This is a genomic window from Halobacillus halophilus (assembly GCF_020171985.1).
In the GTDB taxonomy this organism is placed as follows: Bacteria; Bacillota; Bacilli; order Bacillales; family Halobacillaceae; genus Halobacillus; species Halobacillus halophilus_A.
In genome coordinates this window covers 638917-655778 of record NZ_JAIVAL010000001.1, presented here as the reverse complement: position 1 = coordinate 655778, position 16862 = coordinate 638917, and the positions used below count along the sequence as shown (strand labels likewise).

Below are 16862 nucleotides of genomic sequence, written 5' to 3'. Positions count from 1 at the left end.
TTGGCTGTTCCTCCCTCAACAAAAAAATTCTTTAATGTAAAACAATCTTTCTCAATCGTACTGTTCATTTAATTGTAATCAAAAGCAGGGGCATTATTCAACTGTAGCCTCCTGGCCAACGCATATTTGAGGCACCTTTTAGTATTCCCTATTAAATAAGAAGAGACACCTCAAATAAAGGGATAAAATTTTTATAAAAAAACTCGCTGATTTGTGATCAGCGAGTTTTTTAAGAGAGAAAACTTCTATAGAATGGAATTTGTGGGAAGTTAACCGACTTGAATGGCTAAATTATCCATATTAATAGATCTGGCTATGAGTTCTTCTTTCATTTGAAGAATGAAGTCTTCTGAGAGATTCAGTTCAATTGCTTTGTGGTAAGATTGTATTAACAGGGAATCAGATAATTGTTTAATACCTCTGTCACTCATGTGACAGCCACCTCCTGAGTGTTCGAAATGAACGTTTCGAGTAATGTATTCTTACCTTACCATGAGCTGAAATTCCCTACAATATGGCAGTTATCTACAAGGAAATGTAGATAACTTTCTCATTTTTAACGAATGAATTAGAGATGCCATAGGAAGTCGGGTGTGGAAATTGTGCATAAACTTATCCACAGGACAGAAGTGTCGGGAATTGTCGAACGATTTACGTTCTAGTTCAAGCCTTTAAATTCGTTTTTGAAACATGAAGTTTTTTTGTATATGATGTATAAGGAGAATTTGCCTGTGTTTATGAGATGGAGTGAAAGAAATGTTAAATAAGTTTTTACCAAATGAGCACGTACCTAGCATTTTTGATATAGACCCCAATGAACTGAAAAACAATGGAATCAAAGGAATTATTACTGACCTTGATAATACGCTGGTTGCCTGGAATGTTGAAGATGCAACAGAAGAAATCAAGGACTGGTTTCAAAAAATGAATGATCATGGGATTCAGGTGACGATTGTCTCTAATAATAAAGAAGCACGAGTTAAATTATTCTCTCAGCCATTAAATGCCACATTTATTTATAGTGCTAGAAAACCTTTAGCTAAGGCATTTAAGAAAGCAAAGAAACAAATGAAGCTTAAAAAAGATGAAGTCGTAGTAGTAGGTGATCAGCTTCTTACCGACGTATTGGGTGGAAATATGGCTGGTTATCACACTATCCTCGTGGTACCGATCGTAGAAACCGATGGTCTGATGACGAAATTTAATCGACAAATTGAGCGGAGAATACTAAATTGGATGAGACGAAAAGGGAAAATTACTTGGGACAGGAGTGATCGTTGATGAACGAAATATATTGTCAGGGGTGCGGAGCCGAGATTCAGACAACGCACCCAGAGCAGCCCGGTTATGCGCCATCTTCGGCTTTAGAACGGGAAGATGTCATTTGTAAACGCTGCTTTCGATTAAAGCATTATAATGAGGTTCAGGATGTCCCTTATAATGCTGATGATTTCTTAGAAATGCTTCATCAGATTAGTGATACTAAAGGGTTAATTATCCAACTTGTAGATATTTTCGACTTTAATGGAAGTTTTATTTCAGGCTTAAAACGTTTGACTGGTAATAATCCTGTCATCCTTGTAGGAAACAAAATGGATGTCCTTCCTAAGTCTGTAAACCATGAAAAGGTTAAGCACTGGCTGAAACGATCGGCTAAGGAGCAAGGACTTGTTGTGGAAGATGTATTTCTCATCTCCGCTGAAAAAAACCAAGGGATCACAGAACTTTCCCATGCTATGGATCAATACCGGAAAGGTGGAGACGTTTACGTAGTAGGTACAACAAACGTAGGTAAATCCACTTTTATTAATACGTTGATTTCAAATACTTCGGGTGAGAAGGATGCTATAACAACTTCTTACTTCCCTGGCACCACCCTTGGTTTTATAGATATTCCATTAGATGAAAATAGTTCTTTATTTGATACTCCTGGAGTTATTCAGCGCCATCAAATGGCTCATTATGTATCAGATCAGGACTTAAAAGTCATTACTCCTAGAAGAGAAGTAAAACCGAAGATTTATCAGCTGAATGAAGCTCAAACACTCTACTTTGGCGGGCTTGCAAGGTTAGATTTTGAAAGTGGCTCTCGTACTTCGTTTGTGTGCTATTTTTCAAACGAGCTCCACATCCATCGAACAAAATTAGAGAAAGCTGATGATTTATATCAAAATCATCTGGGAGAACTACTCGTTCCCCCAGACAGCCGTACGATGGAAAAATTACCGCCGCTAAAAAAACAAACGTTCAGAATTAAAGAAGATAAAACGGACATTGTGTTTTCGGGTCTTGGCTGGATTACAGTACCAGAAGGGCATATAAATGTAACCGTCCACGTTCCTGAAGGTGTTAAAGTATCTCTGCGTGAATCGTTAATATAGGAGGGGAACTATTGCTTAGACTTGGTTTAATTGGTCATCCAGTTGGTCACTCATTATCTCCTTGGATCCATGAACGTCTTATGGAGCATGAAGGACTGGAAGGTACCTATGAGTTATTTGATATTGAGCCGGATACATTCGACCAGCAAATTCATGAATTAAAAAATAGGGGCTTAGATGGTTTTAATATCACCGTCCCATATAAAGAAAAGATTATTCCTTACCTTGATGAAGTAGACAGCAGTGCCCGTGAATTAGGGGCGGTGAACACAGTTAAAAACACGGCCCGCGGATGGGTAGGATACAACACAGATGGCATAGGATTCGCTGTCTCTGTCAGAAATAGATATCCAGAATTATTTTTTAATGAACAGCGTGTTCTTATTATTGGAAGCGGGGGAGCTTCGAGGGGCATTTATCACGCCCTTTTAGAGGCAGGACTGTCTAGAATTGATATTGCGAATCGAACCATTGAGAAGGCAGAAGAGGTTATAAAAAGTGCTTCTTCAAACAACGAATCAAAAGCCTTATCTTTAGATAAGGCATCAGAACAATTAAACGACTATGGGCTGATTGTTCAGACTACCGTTGTCGGTATGAGTCCAAGTGAACATACCACCATTATTCCTCTTCATAATTTGCAAGAGGGGACAGTAGTGAGTGATATTGTGTACCGCCCGCTTGAAACCCGCTTTTTGCAAGAGGCTAGAACTAGAGGGGCTAAGCTGCATTTCGGCCATGAAATGCTTTTGCAGCAAGCGGTATATGCTTTCCATATATGGACGGACACAAACCCGGACGCTTCCTTATTATTGGAAGGTTTCGAAAAAAAACTGAAAGGGGTATAGAATGTTAACAAGTAAACAAAAAAAGCATTTACGTGCTGAATCACACCATGTACAACCCATTTTTCAAGTAGGAAAAGCAGGGGTAAATGAAAATATGACAACTCAAATTGAAGAAGCCCTTGAAAAAAGAGAACTGATTAAGGTGAGTATTCTTCAGAATTGTTTTGAAGATAGTAAACAGGTGGCTGATCAAATAGCCAAGTCTACAGGGGCCCAAATTGTTCAGGTTATCGGTAACACGATTATTCTTTACAAAGAATCGAAAGAAAACAAACAAATTCAGCTGCCGTAAAGGAGTTCTAATATGAAACGTATCGGTATTCTGGGAGGAACCTTTGATCCTCCTCATCAAGGGCACTTGATAATGGCAGAATTTACACGGAGCGAAATGGATCTGGATGAGGTTTGGTTTTTGCCTTCCCATATTCCACCGCATAAACAAAAAGCTGCTGTTTCAGCTGAAGCCCGACTATCCATGGTGGAAAAGGCTGTTGAAGATAATCCACATTTCAAAGTATGTAACGCAGAGTTGACTAGAAAAGGAACGTCTTATACGGTAGATACGATGAAATATTTAATGGAACAATTCAAAGATCATACTTTCTTCTTTATTATCGGAGGAGATATGGTAGAGCATCTGCCTAAATGGAATAGAATCGATGAATTAAACTCTATAGTTGAATTTGTAGGAATAAAACGGCCCGGATACGACTGGAATCCTCCGATGCCCGTTCATAAGGTAGAAATCCCTTTAATGGATATATCTTCTTCTAATATTCGAAGAAGACTTAGTTCTTTAAAAAGCGTTAGATATCTTGTTCCTGAATCTGTAAACCTTTATATAAAGGAGCATCAATTATATGCAGATGACCCGAAATGAAGCATTGGAATATGTAAGACCTGCTTTAAAGAAATCCAGATATGAACATACTATACGTGTGACGGATGAAGCCGTTACCTTGGCTGAACGTTTTGGAGCAGATGTGAAAAAAGCTGAATTGGCTGCAGCATTACATGATTATGCAAAGTACAAACCTTTGGATGAAATGAAGCGATGGATTGTGCAAGAACGCAGGCTTCCGAAAGATCTACTCGACTACCATCACGAATTATGGCATGGACCTGTAGGAGCCTACATGCTTGAAAAGGAAATAGGACTTGAAGATTCGGAAATTATTTCAGCTATTGCTTGCCACACTACGGGTAAAAAGCATATGAGTGTGTTAGATAAAGTGGTTTTTTTGGCAGATTATATTGAACCTGGAAGAGATTTTCCTGGAGTGGAAGAAGTAAGGGATAAATCCCTTACAAGTTTAGACCAGGCTTGTCTGCTTGCATTAAAGAATACTGCAGTTTTTTTAATAAATAAGGAAAGAACCGTTTATCCAGATACGTTTCATGCATATAATGATTTAATATAGAGTTTTTGTTAAAGAGACAAAGATGAAATAGGGAGGAACAGAATGGAAAGTAAAGAATTAGTAACTATAGCCGCACAGGCATGCGATGAGAAAAGAGCTACAGATATTGTGGTGTTAGATATGTCGGATGTATCCTTAATTGCCGACTATTTCTTGATATGTGAAGGCTCTAACGAGCGTCAGGTGCAGGCAATAGCTAGAGAATTGAAGAACCAGGCCGAAGAAAATGGCATCGATGTAAAAAGAATGGAAGGGTTCGAACAGGCTCGATGGATTCTTGTAGATCTCAACGACGTTATCTGTCATATCTTCCATAAAGATGAGCGTCACTATTATAATCTCGAACGACTTTGGGGAGATGCTTCTACAGTAGCTCTTGAGGGGTTAGAAGGCTGAAGGCATGAGCTATCAACAAATGGCTCAGGTTTATGATCGGCTGATGAAGGATGCACCTTATGATCATTGGGTTGAATTTACGAACAAAATGATTGAGCGTTTTCTTCCGAATGCTCAGTCTATTGTAGATGCTGGGTGTGGCACTGGGGAAGTGACCCATCGTCTAAATGAAGAAGGTTACCACCTCACTGGTGTTGATTTGTCTGAGGATATGCTGGCAATCGCTCATCAGAAGAATTCATCCGCTAAAATTCGGTGGCTTCAACAGGACATAACAAATTTAGCCGGTCTAAAAGATGTGGAATGTGTCATTAGTTACTGTGATGTTATGAATTATTTATCAGATCATGAAGATGTGATTCGGGCTTTTCACAGTATTTATGAATCACTCACTCCTTCGGGGTTATTTATTTTCGATGTGCATTCTATTGATCATATTCAAAATAACATGATCGGTGCAACTTTTGCTGAGGTTTATGATGATTTATCATATATTTGGTTTTGTGACCCGGGTGAAGTTGAAAATCGAATGGTTCATGATCTAACATTTTTTGTACGAAATGGACCGAATTTCAAAAGATTTGATGAACAGCATGTTCAGCAAGGTTACTCTGCTGAACAATTAGCTGAATGGCTGATGCAAACGGGCTTTAAAATTCAGTTAATAAGCTCAGATTTTGAAATGGAACTCATGGACAACGGAGAGAGGATATTTTTTGTCTGTCAGAAAATCTAGCGTATGAAAAGGAGTGCGTAAAATACGTACTCCTTTTTTAATTTATTGAAGGATTTACGATTTTTATGTCGTATTATACTATTTAGGATAGGATTAAAGATCAATCTCAATTTTATCTTCTTTGTGCTTGCTTTGTGTTGCTTTAAACATCTCTTGGAATAGAGAGCCAATGTGTGCTTCAAGTGCTTTCAAACCTTCCCCTGTCACTCCGCCTTTAACGGTTACTTTCTCCATTAATTCATCGAGTGTGAAGATCTTCTTTGATAATAAACTTCCTAAACCAATCATCATATTTTCTGTAAGCTCGGTTGCCTTCTTCTCCGAAATCCCCGTTACCTCTCCGGCAGCCTCAATCCAATTTTTTAATAAAAAACTGATGAAAGCTGGTCCACAGGATACCATATCTGAAGCCGCTCGTATGTGGTCTTCTTCAATGGCTGACGGCTTTGAAATATACTCGAATGTGTTCAGTAAAGTTTGTTTTACGGAGTCTGTAACTCTTGATCCAAATGTAAATAAGCTTACGCCAGCGTGAGCATGGTTCGTAATGGAAGGAACAATTCTTGCTACCTGGCAAGAGACTTTGTTTTCCAAATCTTCTACAGAAACCGGACTTGTAATGGAAACAAGACATTGATTTAGCGTTAGCTCATGTTTTACCTCATTCAAGACTTGGCTGTAGTGATGAGGCTTAACACATAAAAAAAGAATATCACTTTTTTTTGCAACTTCCTCTAAATTCTCAGCAACGGTAAGTGCAGCTTCTTCCTTTTGTAAATCTAAAGCTTTCTGTGCTGTGCGATTGTATATAATAAGGTCGCTAGCGCGCACGGCTCCACTCTTCACCAAAGAAGTTGTGAGCATACTCCCCATATTACCAGTACCGATGATTCCCCATTTCACTGGAATCCCCTCCTTAGGTAGTTACCTAATTATTTTTATTCTAATGAATTCTAATTATGAAAGGACGGTTTTATTTACATGAGTTTGTTGCGACGTTATATTTGGATAATAATGGTGGTGGTAGCGGCCATACTCTTAATTTTATTTAATAATCCTGATAAAGAAAAGAATGTAGTAACAGTAGAAAAGTCCGAGAAGGTAGCGGAGGAGGAAGTGGAAAGTAATACTTCAGAAGTTATAGTGGATGTGAAAGGAGAAGTCGTCAACCCGGGGGTATATTCGGTTGAATCAGGACTAAGAGTAGACGGCGTGATTAAAATGGCCGGGGGTTTAACTGCTGACGCGGATCCTTCAAGTGTTAATCTCGCTCAAAAATTACAGGATGAAATGGTAATTTCTGTGCTGGCTATATCTTCTGTCACAAATGAAGAAGCAGGAGAAAATATTGAATTGCTTGCAATCAATCAGGCTACTCTGGAAGAAATTGAAAGCCTGAATGGGATTGGACCCTCTAAAGCAGCAGCTATCCTGCAATATCGAGAGGAAAATGGTCCGTTTAAAACTTCTAAAGACTTGTTAAATGTATCTGGTATTGGTGAAAAAACCCTTGAAAACCTGGAAGAATATATAAGAATACCGTAAAGGAATGGGTCTGTTTGACGAAAAAAAAGGTGGAGGGTACACTGATAAAAAATCTACAGGGGGCTACATAGTGGAACGAATTTCGTGGAATCAGTATTTTATGGCTCAAAGTCATCTTTTAAAATCAAGAAGTACATGTGAGCGTTTAGCCGTTGGAGCTATCATTGTAAGAGAGAAACGCATGATTGCCGGGGGTTACAATGGAAGTGTCTCTGGAGGTGTTCATTGCATCGATGAAGGATGCTATGTAATTGATGGACATTGTGTGCGTACGATTCATGCAGAAATGAACGCGCTCCTTCAGTGTGCGAAATTCGGTGTAGCAGCTGAAGGATCAGAAATTTATGTTACTCATTTTCCTTGCCTGCATTGTACAAAAGCTATTATCCAAGCTGGGATAAAAGCAGTATATTACAGTGAAGATTACAAAAACCACCCATATGCGATTGAGTTATTAGAGCAATCAGGTGTCACAGTCGTGAAAGTTCCTCTTGAAACGGATCCTGTCCATTATGAACAACAAAAGCTTGTGGAGGAATTGATTGGTAAGCTAGAAGAACATAATGATCCTCATGTCGAGAATGTCAAAAAGAAAGCTGGGGATTTATTCCATATGATGGAAAAGAAATGATCGGGAAAGGAAGATGGCACATCCCCGTCACAGCATTTGTTTTGGGCGGGGTACTTGTCCGATTATCAGGATGGCCATTTTGGCTGCTGGTCAGTATAGGGATCGGGTGGATTTTTTTCATGAGACAATCCTGGTCCTATATTGCTATCATGATCTTTTTTTGTCTGTTTGGTTATTACTATTTGACCCCTCTTACACCCATCACCATTAACCCAGGACCAACCGGCCCCATACCAGCAACGATCTCTTCAGATGTGAAAGAAACACCTCAAACTATTCAAATGGAAGTTACATTACAGGATTCACAAGAGAAAGCAATGGTGATTCTTTTTAATAAACAAATGGAATCAGGGACTCGTCCTCCATCCTGGCATCATGGAGCAGATTGCAGTCTCGAAGGCAACAGAGAAGAGATAGCCAAAGCAACGAATCCAGGGCAATTTAACTACCAAGCATTTTTAGCAAATCAAGAAATATACTCTCAAATTGAAATCGAAGGTACTGATGGATTATTATGCAATGATCGGTCTTTCCTTAGTTATGTTTATGAATGGCGTAATAGCCTGATGGTGCACGTGGAGAGTGTAGTGGATACTCAAGCTTATCCCTGGATGGCAGCACTTATTTTTGGGGAGTCAAAGCACCTTAAGGAATCGACCATAGAATGGTTCAGAGATTTTAATCTGTCCCATATCCTTGCAATCTCAGGTCTGCATGTTGGCTTAACCATTGGTGGCTTATACGTTTTAATTTATCGCACGGGTCTTGGAACAATTGAGCAGGCAAGATTACTGGTCATACTCATGCTACCGGGCTATTGTTTTTTAGCTGGAGCAGCTCCTTCTGTGGTGCGGGCTTCACTGATGGCTTTACTTCTACTCATTTTTAGAAAGTTCAATATAAAAATTCCAATAACAGATGTGTTATCTCTGGTAGCTATAAGTTTATTGTTACTATCTCCCGGATACTTTACAAATATTGGATTTCAGTTTTCGTTTTTAGTTACCATGAGTTTGATTTATTCTCTCCCTATTATTGAAAAATCTCCATTTGTGTTCGTCCAGTCAGCTTACATTAGCTTAATCAGTCAAATGTCTATACTTCCTATTCAACTTTCTTATTTCTACGAATTTAATCCCCTCTCATTATTTGCCAACCTACTTATAGTTCCGTACTTCTCATTTATCGTCATCCCGCTGCTCTTATTGTTATTCTGCGTTTGTCTGACCACTCCCGGAATCGCAAGTTGGCTTTCTAAAATAATCATTCACCCCCACGAACAAATTCTTCATACTCTTCAGACTATAAGTACTCCCTTTAATATTCAATGGATTGTAGGAGAACTGGCACCCTTATATATCATTTTGTATCTTTTTGGCTTTGGATACATGATGAAGCAGTGGGTGGCGGAAAACTTGTTGAAAAGTTTTACAGCCGGGGTGATGGCTATATGTGTACTGCTTTTTTTTAGTGTACTTCCTTATATTTCGCCCAGTGGCAAAGTTACGATGCTGGATATTGGACAAGGAGATTGCTTTGTGGTGGAACTACCTTATCGGAGAGGGGTCATGATAGTGGATGCGGGCGGTCCGCCTGTTTTCAGCAAGGATAAAAATAAAACAGTTGAACAGATCATTACCCCTTACTTAAAATCGCGTGGAATACGAGCTATTGATGGCATAATCGTCTCGCATAAAGATGTAGATCACAGTGGAAGCGTTCAGGCAATGGTTAAAACATTTCGCGTGAGTAAATTATTTGTTAGTGAATATTATAAGGCAGATGAAAAAGGTGTTGAAATTGTCCGTTTAAGCCCTGAAGATCAAGTCCTCATTGCGAATCATTCCTTTCGTGTGCTTTACCCCAAAGGTGATTCCGGTAATCCTAATGATAACTCTCTGGTTATATGGAGTGAAATCGGAGGGTTAAACTGGATATTTACAGGTGATATATCAACAGAGAACGAAGAGGAGCTAATGAAGTCTTATCCAGGTCTCCGGGCTGATGTATTAAAAGTGGCTCATCATGGAAGCAATACATCAAGTTCTGAAGAGTGGGTGGAATGGCTTAAGCCGCGAATTAATCTCATATCTGCTGGTAGAGATAATCGTTACGGACATCCTCATAAAGAGGTAACTCTAAGGCTGGAAGAGTATGGAAGATTGTATGTAACTAAAGATCATGGAGCTGTGCAGTACACTTTCTCTGGATCATCAGGAACGTTTTCCACCTTCCTGCCGTATAATGCGAGCAGAGAATAAAAAAAGACTGCAAACGCAGCCTTTTTGAATTTTGTATTCATTATTGTCCTATAACAGAGAATACAACGCCGATTGCGAAAATAACAAAGAAGAAAACAAATGAGAATACAAACCCTAATCCAGAGTCGATAACGTCATTAGTTTTGGACTGAATATCCTTCTTGAATTCGTTCATTGTGACCCCTCCTATATCAATTATTAAGTATAAGTCATTATTAAGCAAAAATCTACATTCAACTTTGAGTGATTATAAAAAATTCCCTTTTAGCTTCATTCATTGCCTCAGCTAGCAAGACTTGTCACAGATAATTCTCGATTAGAGGGTCAAACTATATTCAAGAGAGGAACAGCATCGTCCTCTTCAAAAGCTTCCGGGGTTTTTGAAATGACGTTTATATAGATGATTCATGCGGCGGCTCTGTGTCTCTATTTTGACAGATATGCAAAACAACCATAAAATAGTGACACTGACCCTCCATTAACCAGGGGGGCCGCCGTATTTTTTTTAAAAGGAAGGACCTAACTAATGGGGAAAATTAAGCAGTCACAGGTATATTTATTGTATGGAGAAGAATCCTATTTAATTCAAGAGAACAAGAATAAAATTATTCAGCAGAATTTAAAAAAAGAAGATCAGGAATTTAATATCTCCGAATTTGATTTGCAGGAAACACCAATTGAAGAATTGGTAACGGATGCCGAAACTTTTCCTTTTTTAGGCGAAAGAAAAATCGTTATTGGAGAACAGCCTGTGTTTCTAAAAGGAAAGCCGGACAAGTTGTCATTTGAGCATGATGTTGATGCGCTTCTGCAATACCTCCAGTCACCCGCTGAATATACCATTTTAATTCTTGTGGCACCTTATGAAAAAATCGATGAAAGAAAAAAAATATTCAAGGCTCTAAAGAAGCACGGAGAAATCATTTTATGTCAGCCTGTTAAAGAATGGGATGTTTCTAAGTGGGTGGATTCAATTGCTAATGATTTACATATTTCAGTGCCGGAAAATTTACACGAACTATTTGCTCAGGAAGTGGGTACCAACTTGTTAGCGTTGAGGTCTGAAATGGAAAAGCTTGCATTAAATGTAGGAGAAGGCGGCGTGGTAACAAGAGAGCTTGCTGAGCAGCTGCTTTCTCACAGCGCGGAAGCTTCTGGCTTAAAATTAGTGGATGCTGTAATGGAAAGAGATTTAGGAAGGGCTATTCGGTTATTTAAGGATTTAGAAAAACTTAACGAAGAACCGATAGCTCTTACCGCACTTCTGGCTTCTCAATTCCGCATAATTAGCCAGGCTAAGGTCTTAAAGCAAAAAGGCTATGCTCAAAATCAAATGAGAAATTATATTAAAGCCCACCCATTTGTAATAAAAATGGCACTAAAAAGAGAGAGATACTTTACTCTTGAAGAGCTGAACGAAATTATGACGGAACTTGCTCAAACAGATCACGCCTTAAAACAAGGGAAGATGGAAAAATCACTTGCATTTGAAATGATGCTTTATAAGCTGATCCATATCAAACAAAATCAAATGCAATCTTTATCCTAAAAAGAGCCTTCCGTTATCGGAAGGCTCTTTTTCATGAAAAAACGACCCATACAATGGAAGGATCGTTTGTTGGTCATAATTAACGAAAAAAGTATTATAATGCGTTTACTTTTTTAGATAGGCGAGATTTTGTACGGTTCCCGTTATTTTTATGAAGGGCACCTCTTTGAACAGCTTTGTCAATTTTCTTAACAGCTGTACTAAGAGCATCTTTCGCACTATCTTTTTCATTACTAGAGACAAGTTTCTCTACACGTTTAACAGCTGTACGCATATCTGATTTAAAAGCTGCATTTAGGTAACGAGCTTCATCGTTTATACGTACGCGTTTTTTCGCTGATTTAATATTAGGCATGGTTTCACCTCCTAGGTAAAAACAAAAGACTCATTCATATCGAACAAGAGACATTTTACCAAAGCGGAGGCTTGTTTTCAATAGATTTATCCATCTACATGAAGATTTGCATAGTTTTTATGAGTATGGGAGAAGATGGGCTTAAGGAGGCGGATGTTTCATGAAAAATGAAAAAGAGTACGTCATACGAACAGATTTGGCACTCGAAGCTCAGGAAATGAATGTAAAGGATGACCCTGATTCTTCTGATCATGACGGGGTTAAGGTAGAAGAAAATGAAAAAGATGACATAAAAATTACGTACGTTACTGTAGACGATGAAGGAGCAGCCCGTATTGGAAAAAAAGCAGGTCATTACATTACGCTCGAATCACAAGCCATTAGAAAACAAGATACAGACCTTCAAGTGAATTTAGCCAAAACACTCTCAGGCCAGCTTCGCAAATTGTTACTGGACAGCGGTGTAAAGGAAATGGACCGCTGTTTACTTGTAGGACTGGGCAATCACCAGGTAACTCCGGATGCTCTGGGACCTCTGGTTACGGAAAAAGTTTTGGTGACCAGTCATTTATTTGAACTTCACCCTGAGACTGTAGCTGAAGGATACCGTCCAGTGTCGGCTGTTACTCCCGGCGTAATGGGAGTAACAGGAATTGAAACAAGTGATATGGTGAATGGGATAATTGAAGAGACGAAACCTGATTTTGTCATCGTCATCGATGCTTTAGCTTCTCGCTCTATAAGCCGGATTAATTCTACCATCCAATTGTCAGACACAGGTATTCACCCCGGGTCTGGAGTAGGGAATAAACGGAAAGAAATCAGCAGAGAAACCTACGGAATTCCTGTTATTTCAATCGGTGTTCCAACGGTTGTAGATGCGGTAACCATAACCAGTGATACGATTGATTTTTTACTGAAACATTTTGGTAGAGAATGGAACGAGAAAGATCGTCCATCTAACGCATTATCTCCAGCTCTTAATCCTTTTGAAAGAAAAACGTTAACTGAGGAAGATTATCCAAACGAAGAGCAGAGTAAAGCTGTTCTTGGCATGTTTGGTCAGCTTGGAGAAGCTGAAAAAAAACAGCTGATAAAAGAAGTGCTGACTCCCCTTGGACATAATTTAATGGTAACCCCAAAGGAAGTAGACGGTTTTATAAAGGATATGGCTCATGTAATTGCTTCGGGTATAAACGGAGCTCTTCATCCAGGAGTAGAGGATGGGGAAGCTCAATCCTATTCTCGTTAATAAAGAATTGAATTAAATATAGAAGAGGGTTCTATTAAAATCCTCTCTCTCATACCATTTACTAGATAGAGTTTGGATGAGGAGAGGATTTTTCTTATGCCTAAGTACAAAAAGTGGAAAAAGAAACGTCCCCATATTATAAGGTTATGGTCTAAATGGCTGATCGCCGGGACGGCTGTATTAATATTGCTGTTTATAGGCATAGGTTTGTTAACGGGTGCCAAAACCACATACCGTCTTTATTCGGATACAATCCAAGAATGGACAACACAACTAAAGGGAAGTTCGTTTATTTACTTATTTGAAATGGAAAATCGAACATTTTCAGGAGCTCATCCTGATGAAAACCGTATTCCAGGCTTATCCACTTTAGCATTCAAGCTTTTGACAAGCTTAACGCCTAATGATCCAAGAAGTCTGCTTGGGCGTGAAATTCCTGGCCTCTCCTTTTATAATAGTCAGATCATTATAGCTGGGGAAGGTACGAACTTCGCCACTCTTCCTATCGAGTCAGAACCACCTCTGGACGTGGATCACAAAGGAGAGGAAGGAGAGGTGGAGGAGAAACAACAGGACTCACCGGAAGGAAAGCAAACGATTAAAGAAGATCGTGTATTCATTTCCCATACTCATAATACGGAATCCTTTTATCCTCATTTGCCTGATCGTTCGACCGCTTATGATGGGAAAGTAAACATTACTCTTGTAGGTAAGCGACTGGCAGAAAGTTTAGAAAACCGGGGAATAGGTGCAATGGTCGATCTAACCGATGTGGCTTCTCTTTTAAAACAACAAGGAATGAAGCACTATCAGTCCTATGATGCGATGAGACCTGTAATCAAGGAAGCTATGAGTCAAAATGAATCGCTGCAATATTACTTTGATCTACATCGGGACAGCCTTCCGAGGGAGAATACAACAGTCAATATCGATGGAAAAGAATATGCGCGATTTATCTTTGTTATAGGAGCTGAGCATAGTCAGTATGAACAAAATCTGAAATTCGCGTCTGATATGCATAAACTATTGGAAAGTAAATATCCAGGAATTAGCCGTGGAGTTATCACAAAGAAAGGTTCCGGGGTGGATGGAGTATATAATCAGGACCTCGATCCTAATCTAATCGTGGTAGAGTTCGGTGGAGTAGAAAATAATCTGGATGAATTGTATCGGTCTGCAGATGTAATGGCTGAGGTGTTCAGTGAGTATTATTTTAATGCTGAAAAAGTATCGAATGATTCATAAACTATTAAGGGGGTGAGGTGGATTATGAAGTGGTTGCTGGCTATTCTTTTAAGCGGAACGTTGTTTGTGGCAGGGTCTTTATATGGAATAGAGAAGAATCAGGAAAAAGAGAAGGAACATGCCCCAATTGTCCAAGAAAAAGAAACGGAGGAATCGCCTGTCGTCCATCCATGCTCTCCCCCTGAAACCACAGAGGCGATCCCGTTTATTGTAAAAGTAGCTGCAGGGATAGGAGAAGGAGTGGCCGCGAGCTTTAATGGAATTATTCTTGTACTAGCTGAGTTTATACACTCGAATCCGGGTTCCTCATAGAATCGATTCAGCTTAGACATTGAATAATCAAGCTCCTATTGCTATAATCAGGCTAGTTATGTGTGCCGAATTAGGTAGGAGTGATGTAAGTTGACTAGTCAATACAATCAGGATAGAGTCCGCAACTTTTCGATAATTGCCCATATTGATCACGGGAAATCAACGCTTGCTGACAGAATCCTTGAAAAAACAAAAGCATTAACTCAAAGAGAAATGAAGGAACAGTTTCTTGATGCGATGGATCTAGAAAGAGAGAGAGGCATTACCATTAAGTTGAATGCTGTCCAGCTTAACTATGCTGCTAATGATGGAGAGGACTATACTTTTCATTTAATTGATACACCAGGACATGTCGATTTTACATATGAGGTGTCCCGTAGTTTAGCTGCTTGTGAAGGTGCTATTCTAGTGGTTGATGCCGCTCAGGGTATCGAAGCCCAGACCCTGGCGAACGTGTATCTGGCTTTGGAGAATGAACTGGAAATTATCCCTGTTATTAATAAAATAGACCTTCCAGGTGCTGATCCTGATCGAATTAAGCAGGAAATAGAAGATGTGATTGGCATTGATGCATCTGATGCTATATTAGCTTCAGCGAAAGAAGGAGTAGGAATCGATGAAATTTTAGAACGTATCGTTTCCGACATCCCTGCACCTGCAGGAGAACCTAAAGCTCCAACCAAGGGACTGATTTTTGATTCTCTTTATGATTCCTATAGAGGAGTTATTGCCTACACGTGTGTTCGCGAGGGATCTATTAAAGTCGGCGACAAGATTAAAATGATGGCCACTGGAAAAGAATTTGAAGTGAATGAGGTTGGCGTGTTCCGACCGACACCAACACCTTTAAAAGAATTACAGGTAGGCGATGTCGGTTATTTAACGGCCTCTATAAAAAATATTGGAGACTCTCGCGTAGGAGATACTATAACCTTAGCCAATAATCCTGCCAAAGAACCGCTTCCAGGCTACAAAAAAATGAATCCAATGGTTTTCTGCGGAATGTATCCAGTAGACGCTAATAAATACAATGATTTAAGAGATGCTCTTGAACGTCTTGAACTGAATGATTCATCTCTGCAGTATGAAGCTGAGACCTCTCAGGCTTTAGGATTTGGTTTCCGTTGCGGCTTTCTTGGAATGCTGCATATGGAAATTATTCAGGAACGGATCGAGCGCGAATATAAAATTGATTTGATTACTACAGCACCGAGTGTAATATATAAAGTGAAACTGACAGACGGGGAAGAGAAAGAAGTCGATAACCCTTCCATGATGCCTGATAATCAAACCCTTGAAGAGGTACAGGAGCCCTTCGTAAAAGCAACCATTATGGTTCCTAATGATTATGTAGGTCCTGTCATGGAAATCTGTCAGCGGAAACGCGGAAATTTCATGGATATGCAGTATCTGGATGATAATCGCGTTAATATTGTATATGAAATTCCACTCTCAGAAATTGTTTATGATTTCTTTGATTCCTTGAAGTCTCAGACTAAAGGGTATGCTTCTTTCGATTACGAACTTATTGGATACCGTCCTTCTAATTTAGTTAAGATGGATATCCTGTTAAACGGAGATACGATTGATGCTTTATCGTTCATCGTTCACCGTGACTTTGCATACGAACGTGGAAAACTGATTGCTGAAAAACTGAAGAACCTCATTCCGAGGCAGCAGTTTGAAGTCCCTGTTCAAGCAGCGATTGGAACTAAAATTGTGGCCCGGACAACAATTAAAGCGATGCGTAAAAATGTACTCTCCAAATGTTACGGAGGCGACATTTCCCGTAAGCGTAAACTTCTTGAGAAACAAAAAGAAGGTAAAAAGCGTATGAAAATGGTCGGTTCGGTAGAAGTTCCTCAAGAGGCCTTCATGTCCGTGCTGGATCTGAGTGAAGATTAATCAAATGAAGATAATGAATAAAGCC

20 protein-coding genes are annotated in these 16862 nt (G+C 39.4%); 16 read left to right on the top strand and 4 right to left on the bottom strand.

All coding sequences use genetic code 11. The annotated features are described in order from the left end of the window. Window positions 1-269 precede the first annotated feature (269 nt). Window positions 270-431: a sporulation histidine kinase inhibitor Sda gene (locus LCM11_RS03420; protein WP_224892846.1), complete on the bottom strand. Its 162-nt coding sequence runs from the start codon at window positions 429-431 to the stop codon at window positions 270-272. A 325-nt stretch (window positions 432-756) separates the two neighbouring features. Here LCM11_RS03420 and LCM11_RS03415 point away from each other — a divergent pair, with 325 nt between their 5' ends. From LCM11_RS03415 to LCM11_RS03380, 8 genes are read left to right on the top strand one after another with little or no spacing between them, the layout of a single operon-like run. Beyond that, entirely contained in the window at window positions 757-1281 is a 525-nt protein-coding gene (locus tag LCM11_RS03415; protein WP_224892845.1) for a YqeG family HAD IIIA-type phosphatase, read from the top strand. After that, complete coding sequence (gene yqeH, locus LCM11_RS03410; protein ID WP_224892844.1) at window positions 1281-2381, top strand: ribosome biogenesis GTPase YqeH; 1101 nt, start codon at window positions 1281-1283, stop codon at window positions 2379-2381. The genes LCM11_RS03415 and yqeH overlap by 1 nt, the downstream gene beginning before the upstream one ends. Window positions 2382-2392: 11 nt before the next feature. Further along, entirely contained in the window at window positions 2393-3229 is an 837-nt protein-coding gene (aroE, locus tag LCM11_RS03405) for a shikimate dehydrogenase (RefSeq protein ID WP_224892843.1), read from the top strand. Between the two features lies 1 nt (window position 3230). Continuing rightward, a complete protein-coding gene (gene yhbY / locus LCM11_RS03400) occupies window positions 3231-3521 on the top strand; it encodes a ribosome assembly RNA-binding protein YhbY (RefSeq protein ID WP_224892842.1) in 291 nt (96 codons plus the stop codon). Between the two features lie 12 nt (window positions 3522-3533). Then, a complete protein-coding gene (locus tag LCM11_RS03395) occupies window positions 3534-4109 on the top strand; it encodes a nicotinate-nucleotide adenylyltransferase (protein ID WP_224892841.1) in 576 nt (191 codons plus the stop codon). Continuing rightward, window positions 4090-4650 carry a bis(5'-nucleosyl)-tetraphosphatase (symmetrical) YqeK gene (gene yqeK, locus LCM11_RS03390; protein ID WP_224892840.1) on the top strand — a complete coding sequence of 187 codons (561 nt, stop codon included), beginning with the start codon at window positions 4090-4092 and terminating at the stop codon, window positions 4648-4650. Before LCM11_RS03395 ends, yqeK begins: the two co-directional genes overlap by 20 nt. Before the next feature lie 42 nt (window positions 4651-4692). Further along, window positions 4693-5046 (top strand): ribosome silencing factor, encoded by a 354-nt coding sequence (rsfS, locus tag LCM11_RS03385; RefSeq protein WP_014643824.1) that lies wholly within the window; start codon window positions 4693-4695, stop codon window positions 5044-5046. A 4-nt stretch (window positions 5047-5050) separates the two neighbouring features. Continuing rightward, window positions 5051-5782 (top strand): class I SAM-dependent DNA methyltransferase, encoded by a 732-nt coding sequence (locus LCM11_RS03380; protein ID WP_224892839.1) that lies wholly within the window; start codon window positions 5051-5053, stop codon window positions 5780-5782. A gap of 93 nt (window positions 5783-5875) precedes the next feature. Here LCM11_RS03380 and comER read toward each other — a convergent pair whose 3' ends face one another. Continuing rightward, window positions 5876-6685, bottom strand: a complete 810-nt coding sequence (gene comER, locus LCM11_RS03375; RefSeq protein WP_224892838.1) for a late competence protein ComER — start codon at window positions 6683-6685, stop codon at window positions 5876-5878. A gap of 78 nt (window positions 6686-6763) precedes the next feature. On the opposite strand from comER, the gene LCM11_RS03370 reads away from it, so the two are divergent. The 3 genes from LCM11_RS03370 to LCM11_RS03360 all read left to right on the top strand — a co-directional run bounded on the left by LCM11_RS03370 (window position 6764) and on the right by LCM11_RS03360 (window position 10219). Beyond that, window positions 6764-7327, top strand: coding sequence for a ComEA family DNA-binding protein (locus tag LCM11_RS03370; protein WP_224892837.1), 564 nt, complete (start codon window positions 6764-6766; stop codon window positions 7325-7327). Window positions 7328-7427: 100 nt separating this feature from the next. Then, complete coding sequence (locus tag LCM11_RS03365) at window positions 7428-7958, top strand: ComE operon protein 2 (protein WP_412098131.1); 531 nt, start codon at window positions 7428-7430, stop codon at window positions 7956-7958. Continuing rightward, window positions 7955-10219, top strand: coding sequence for a DNA internalization-related competence protein ComEC/Rec2 (locus LCM11_RS03360; RefSeq protein WP_224892835.1), 2265 nt, complete (start codon window positions 7955-7957; stop codon window positions 10217-10219). Before LCM11_RS03365 ends, LCM11_RS03360 begins: the two co-directional genes overlap by 4 nt. A 40-nt stretch (window positions 10220-10259) precedes the next feature. Here LCM11_RS03360 and LCM11_RS03355 read toward each other — a convergent pair whose 3' ends face one another. Continuing rightward, the gene (locus LCM11_RS03355; RefSeq protein ID WP_089749053.1) at window positions 10260-10394 is read right to left on the bottom strand and encodes a YqzM family protein; all 135 of its coding nucleotides are present in this window, start codon (window positions 10392-10394) and stop codon (window positions 10260-10262) included. 351 nt (window positions 10395-10745) lie between these two features. Between LCM11_RS03355 and holA the strand changes: the two genes are divergently transcribed. Beyond that, window positions 10746-11768, top strand: a complete 1023-nt coding sequence (gene holA / locus LCM11_RS03350) for a DNA polymerase III subunit delta (protein ID WP_224892834.1) — start codon at window positions 10746-10748, stop codon at window positions 11766-11768. Between the two features lie 94 nt (window positions 11769-11862). On the opposite strand, the gene rpsT is transcribed toward holA, so the two are convergent. Next, complete coding sequence (rpsT, locus tag LCM11_RS03345; RefSeq protein WP_014643816.1) at window positions 11863-12123, bottom strand: 30S ribosomal protein S20; 261 nt, start codon at window positions 12121-12123, stop codon at window positions 11863-11865. A gap of 160 nt (window positions 12124-12283) precedes the next feature. On the opposite strand from rpsT, the gene gpr reads away from it, so the two are divergent. The 4 genes from gpr (at window position 12284) to lepA (ending at window position 16837) form a co-directional block, all read left to right on the top strand. Next, window positions 12284-13375 (top strand): GPR endopeptidase, encoded by a 1092-nt coding sequence (gene gpr, locus LCM11_RS03340; protein ID WP_224892833.1) that lies wholly within the window; start codon window positions 12284-12286, stop codon window positions 13373-13375. A 96-nt stretch (window positions 13376-13471) separates the two neighbouring features. After that, window positions 13472-14620, top strand: a complete 1149-nt coding sequence (gene spoIIP, locus LCM11_RS03335) for a stage II sporulation protein P (RefSeq protein WP_224892832.1) — start codon at window positions 13472-13474, stop codon at window positions 14618-14620. Window positions 14621-14644: 24 nt separating this feature from the next. Continuing rightward, entirely contained in the window at window positions 14645-14932 is a 288-nt protein-coding gene (locus LCM11_RS03330) for a hypothetical protein (RefSeq protein WP_224892831.1), read from the top strand. 90 nt (window positions 14933-15022) lie between these two features. Then, window positions 15023-16837 carry a translation elongation factor 4 gene (lepA, locus tag LCM11_RS03325; RefSeq protein ID WP_224892830.1) on the top strand — a complete coding sequence of 605 codons (1815 nt, stop codon included), beginning with the start codon at window positions 15023-15025 and terminating at the stop codon, window positions 16835-16837. The last annotated feature ends 25 nt before the right edge of the window (window positions 16838-16862 follow it).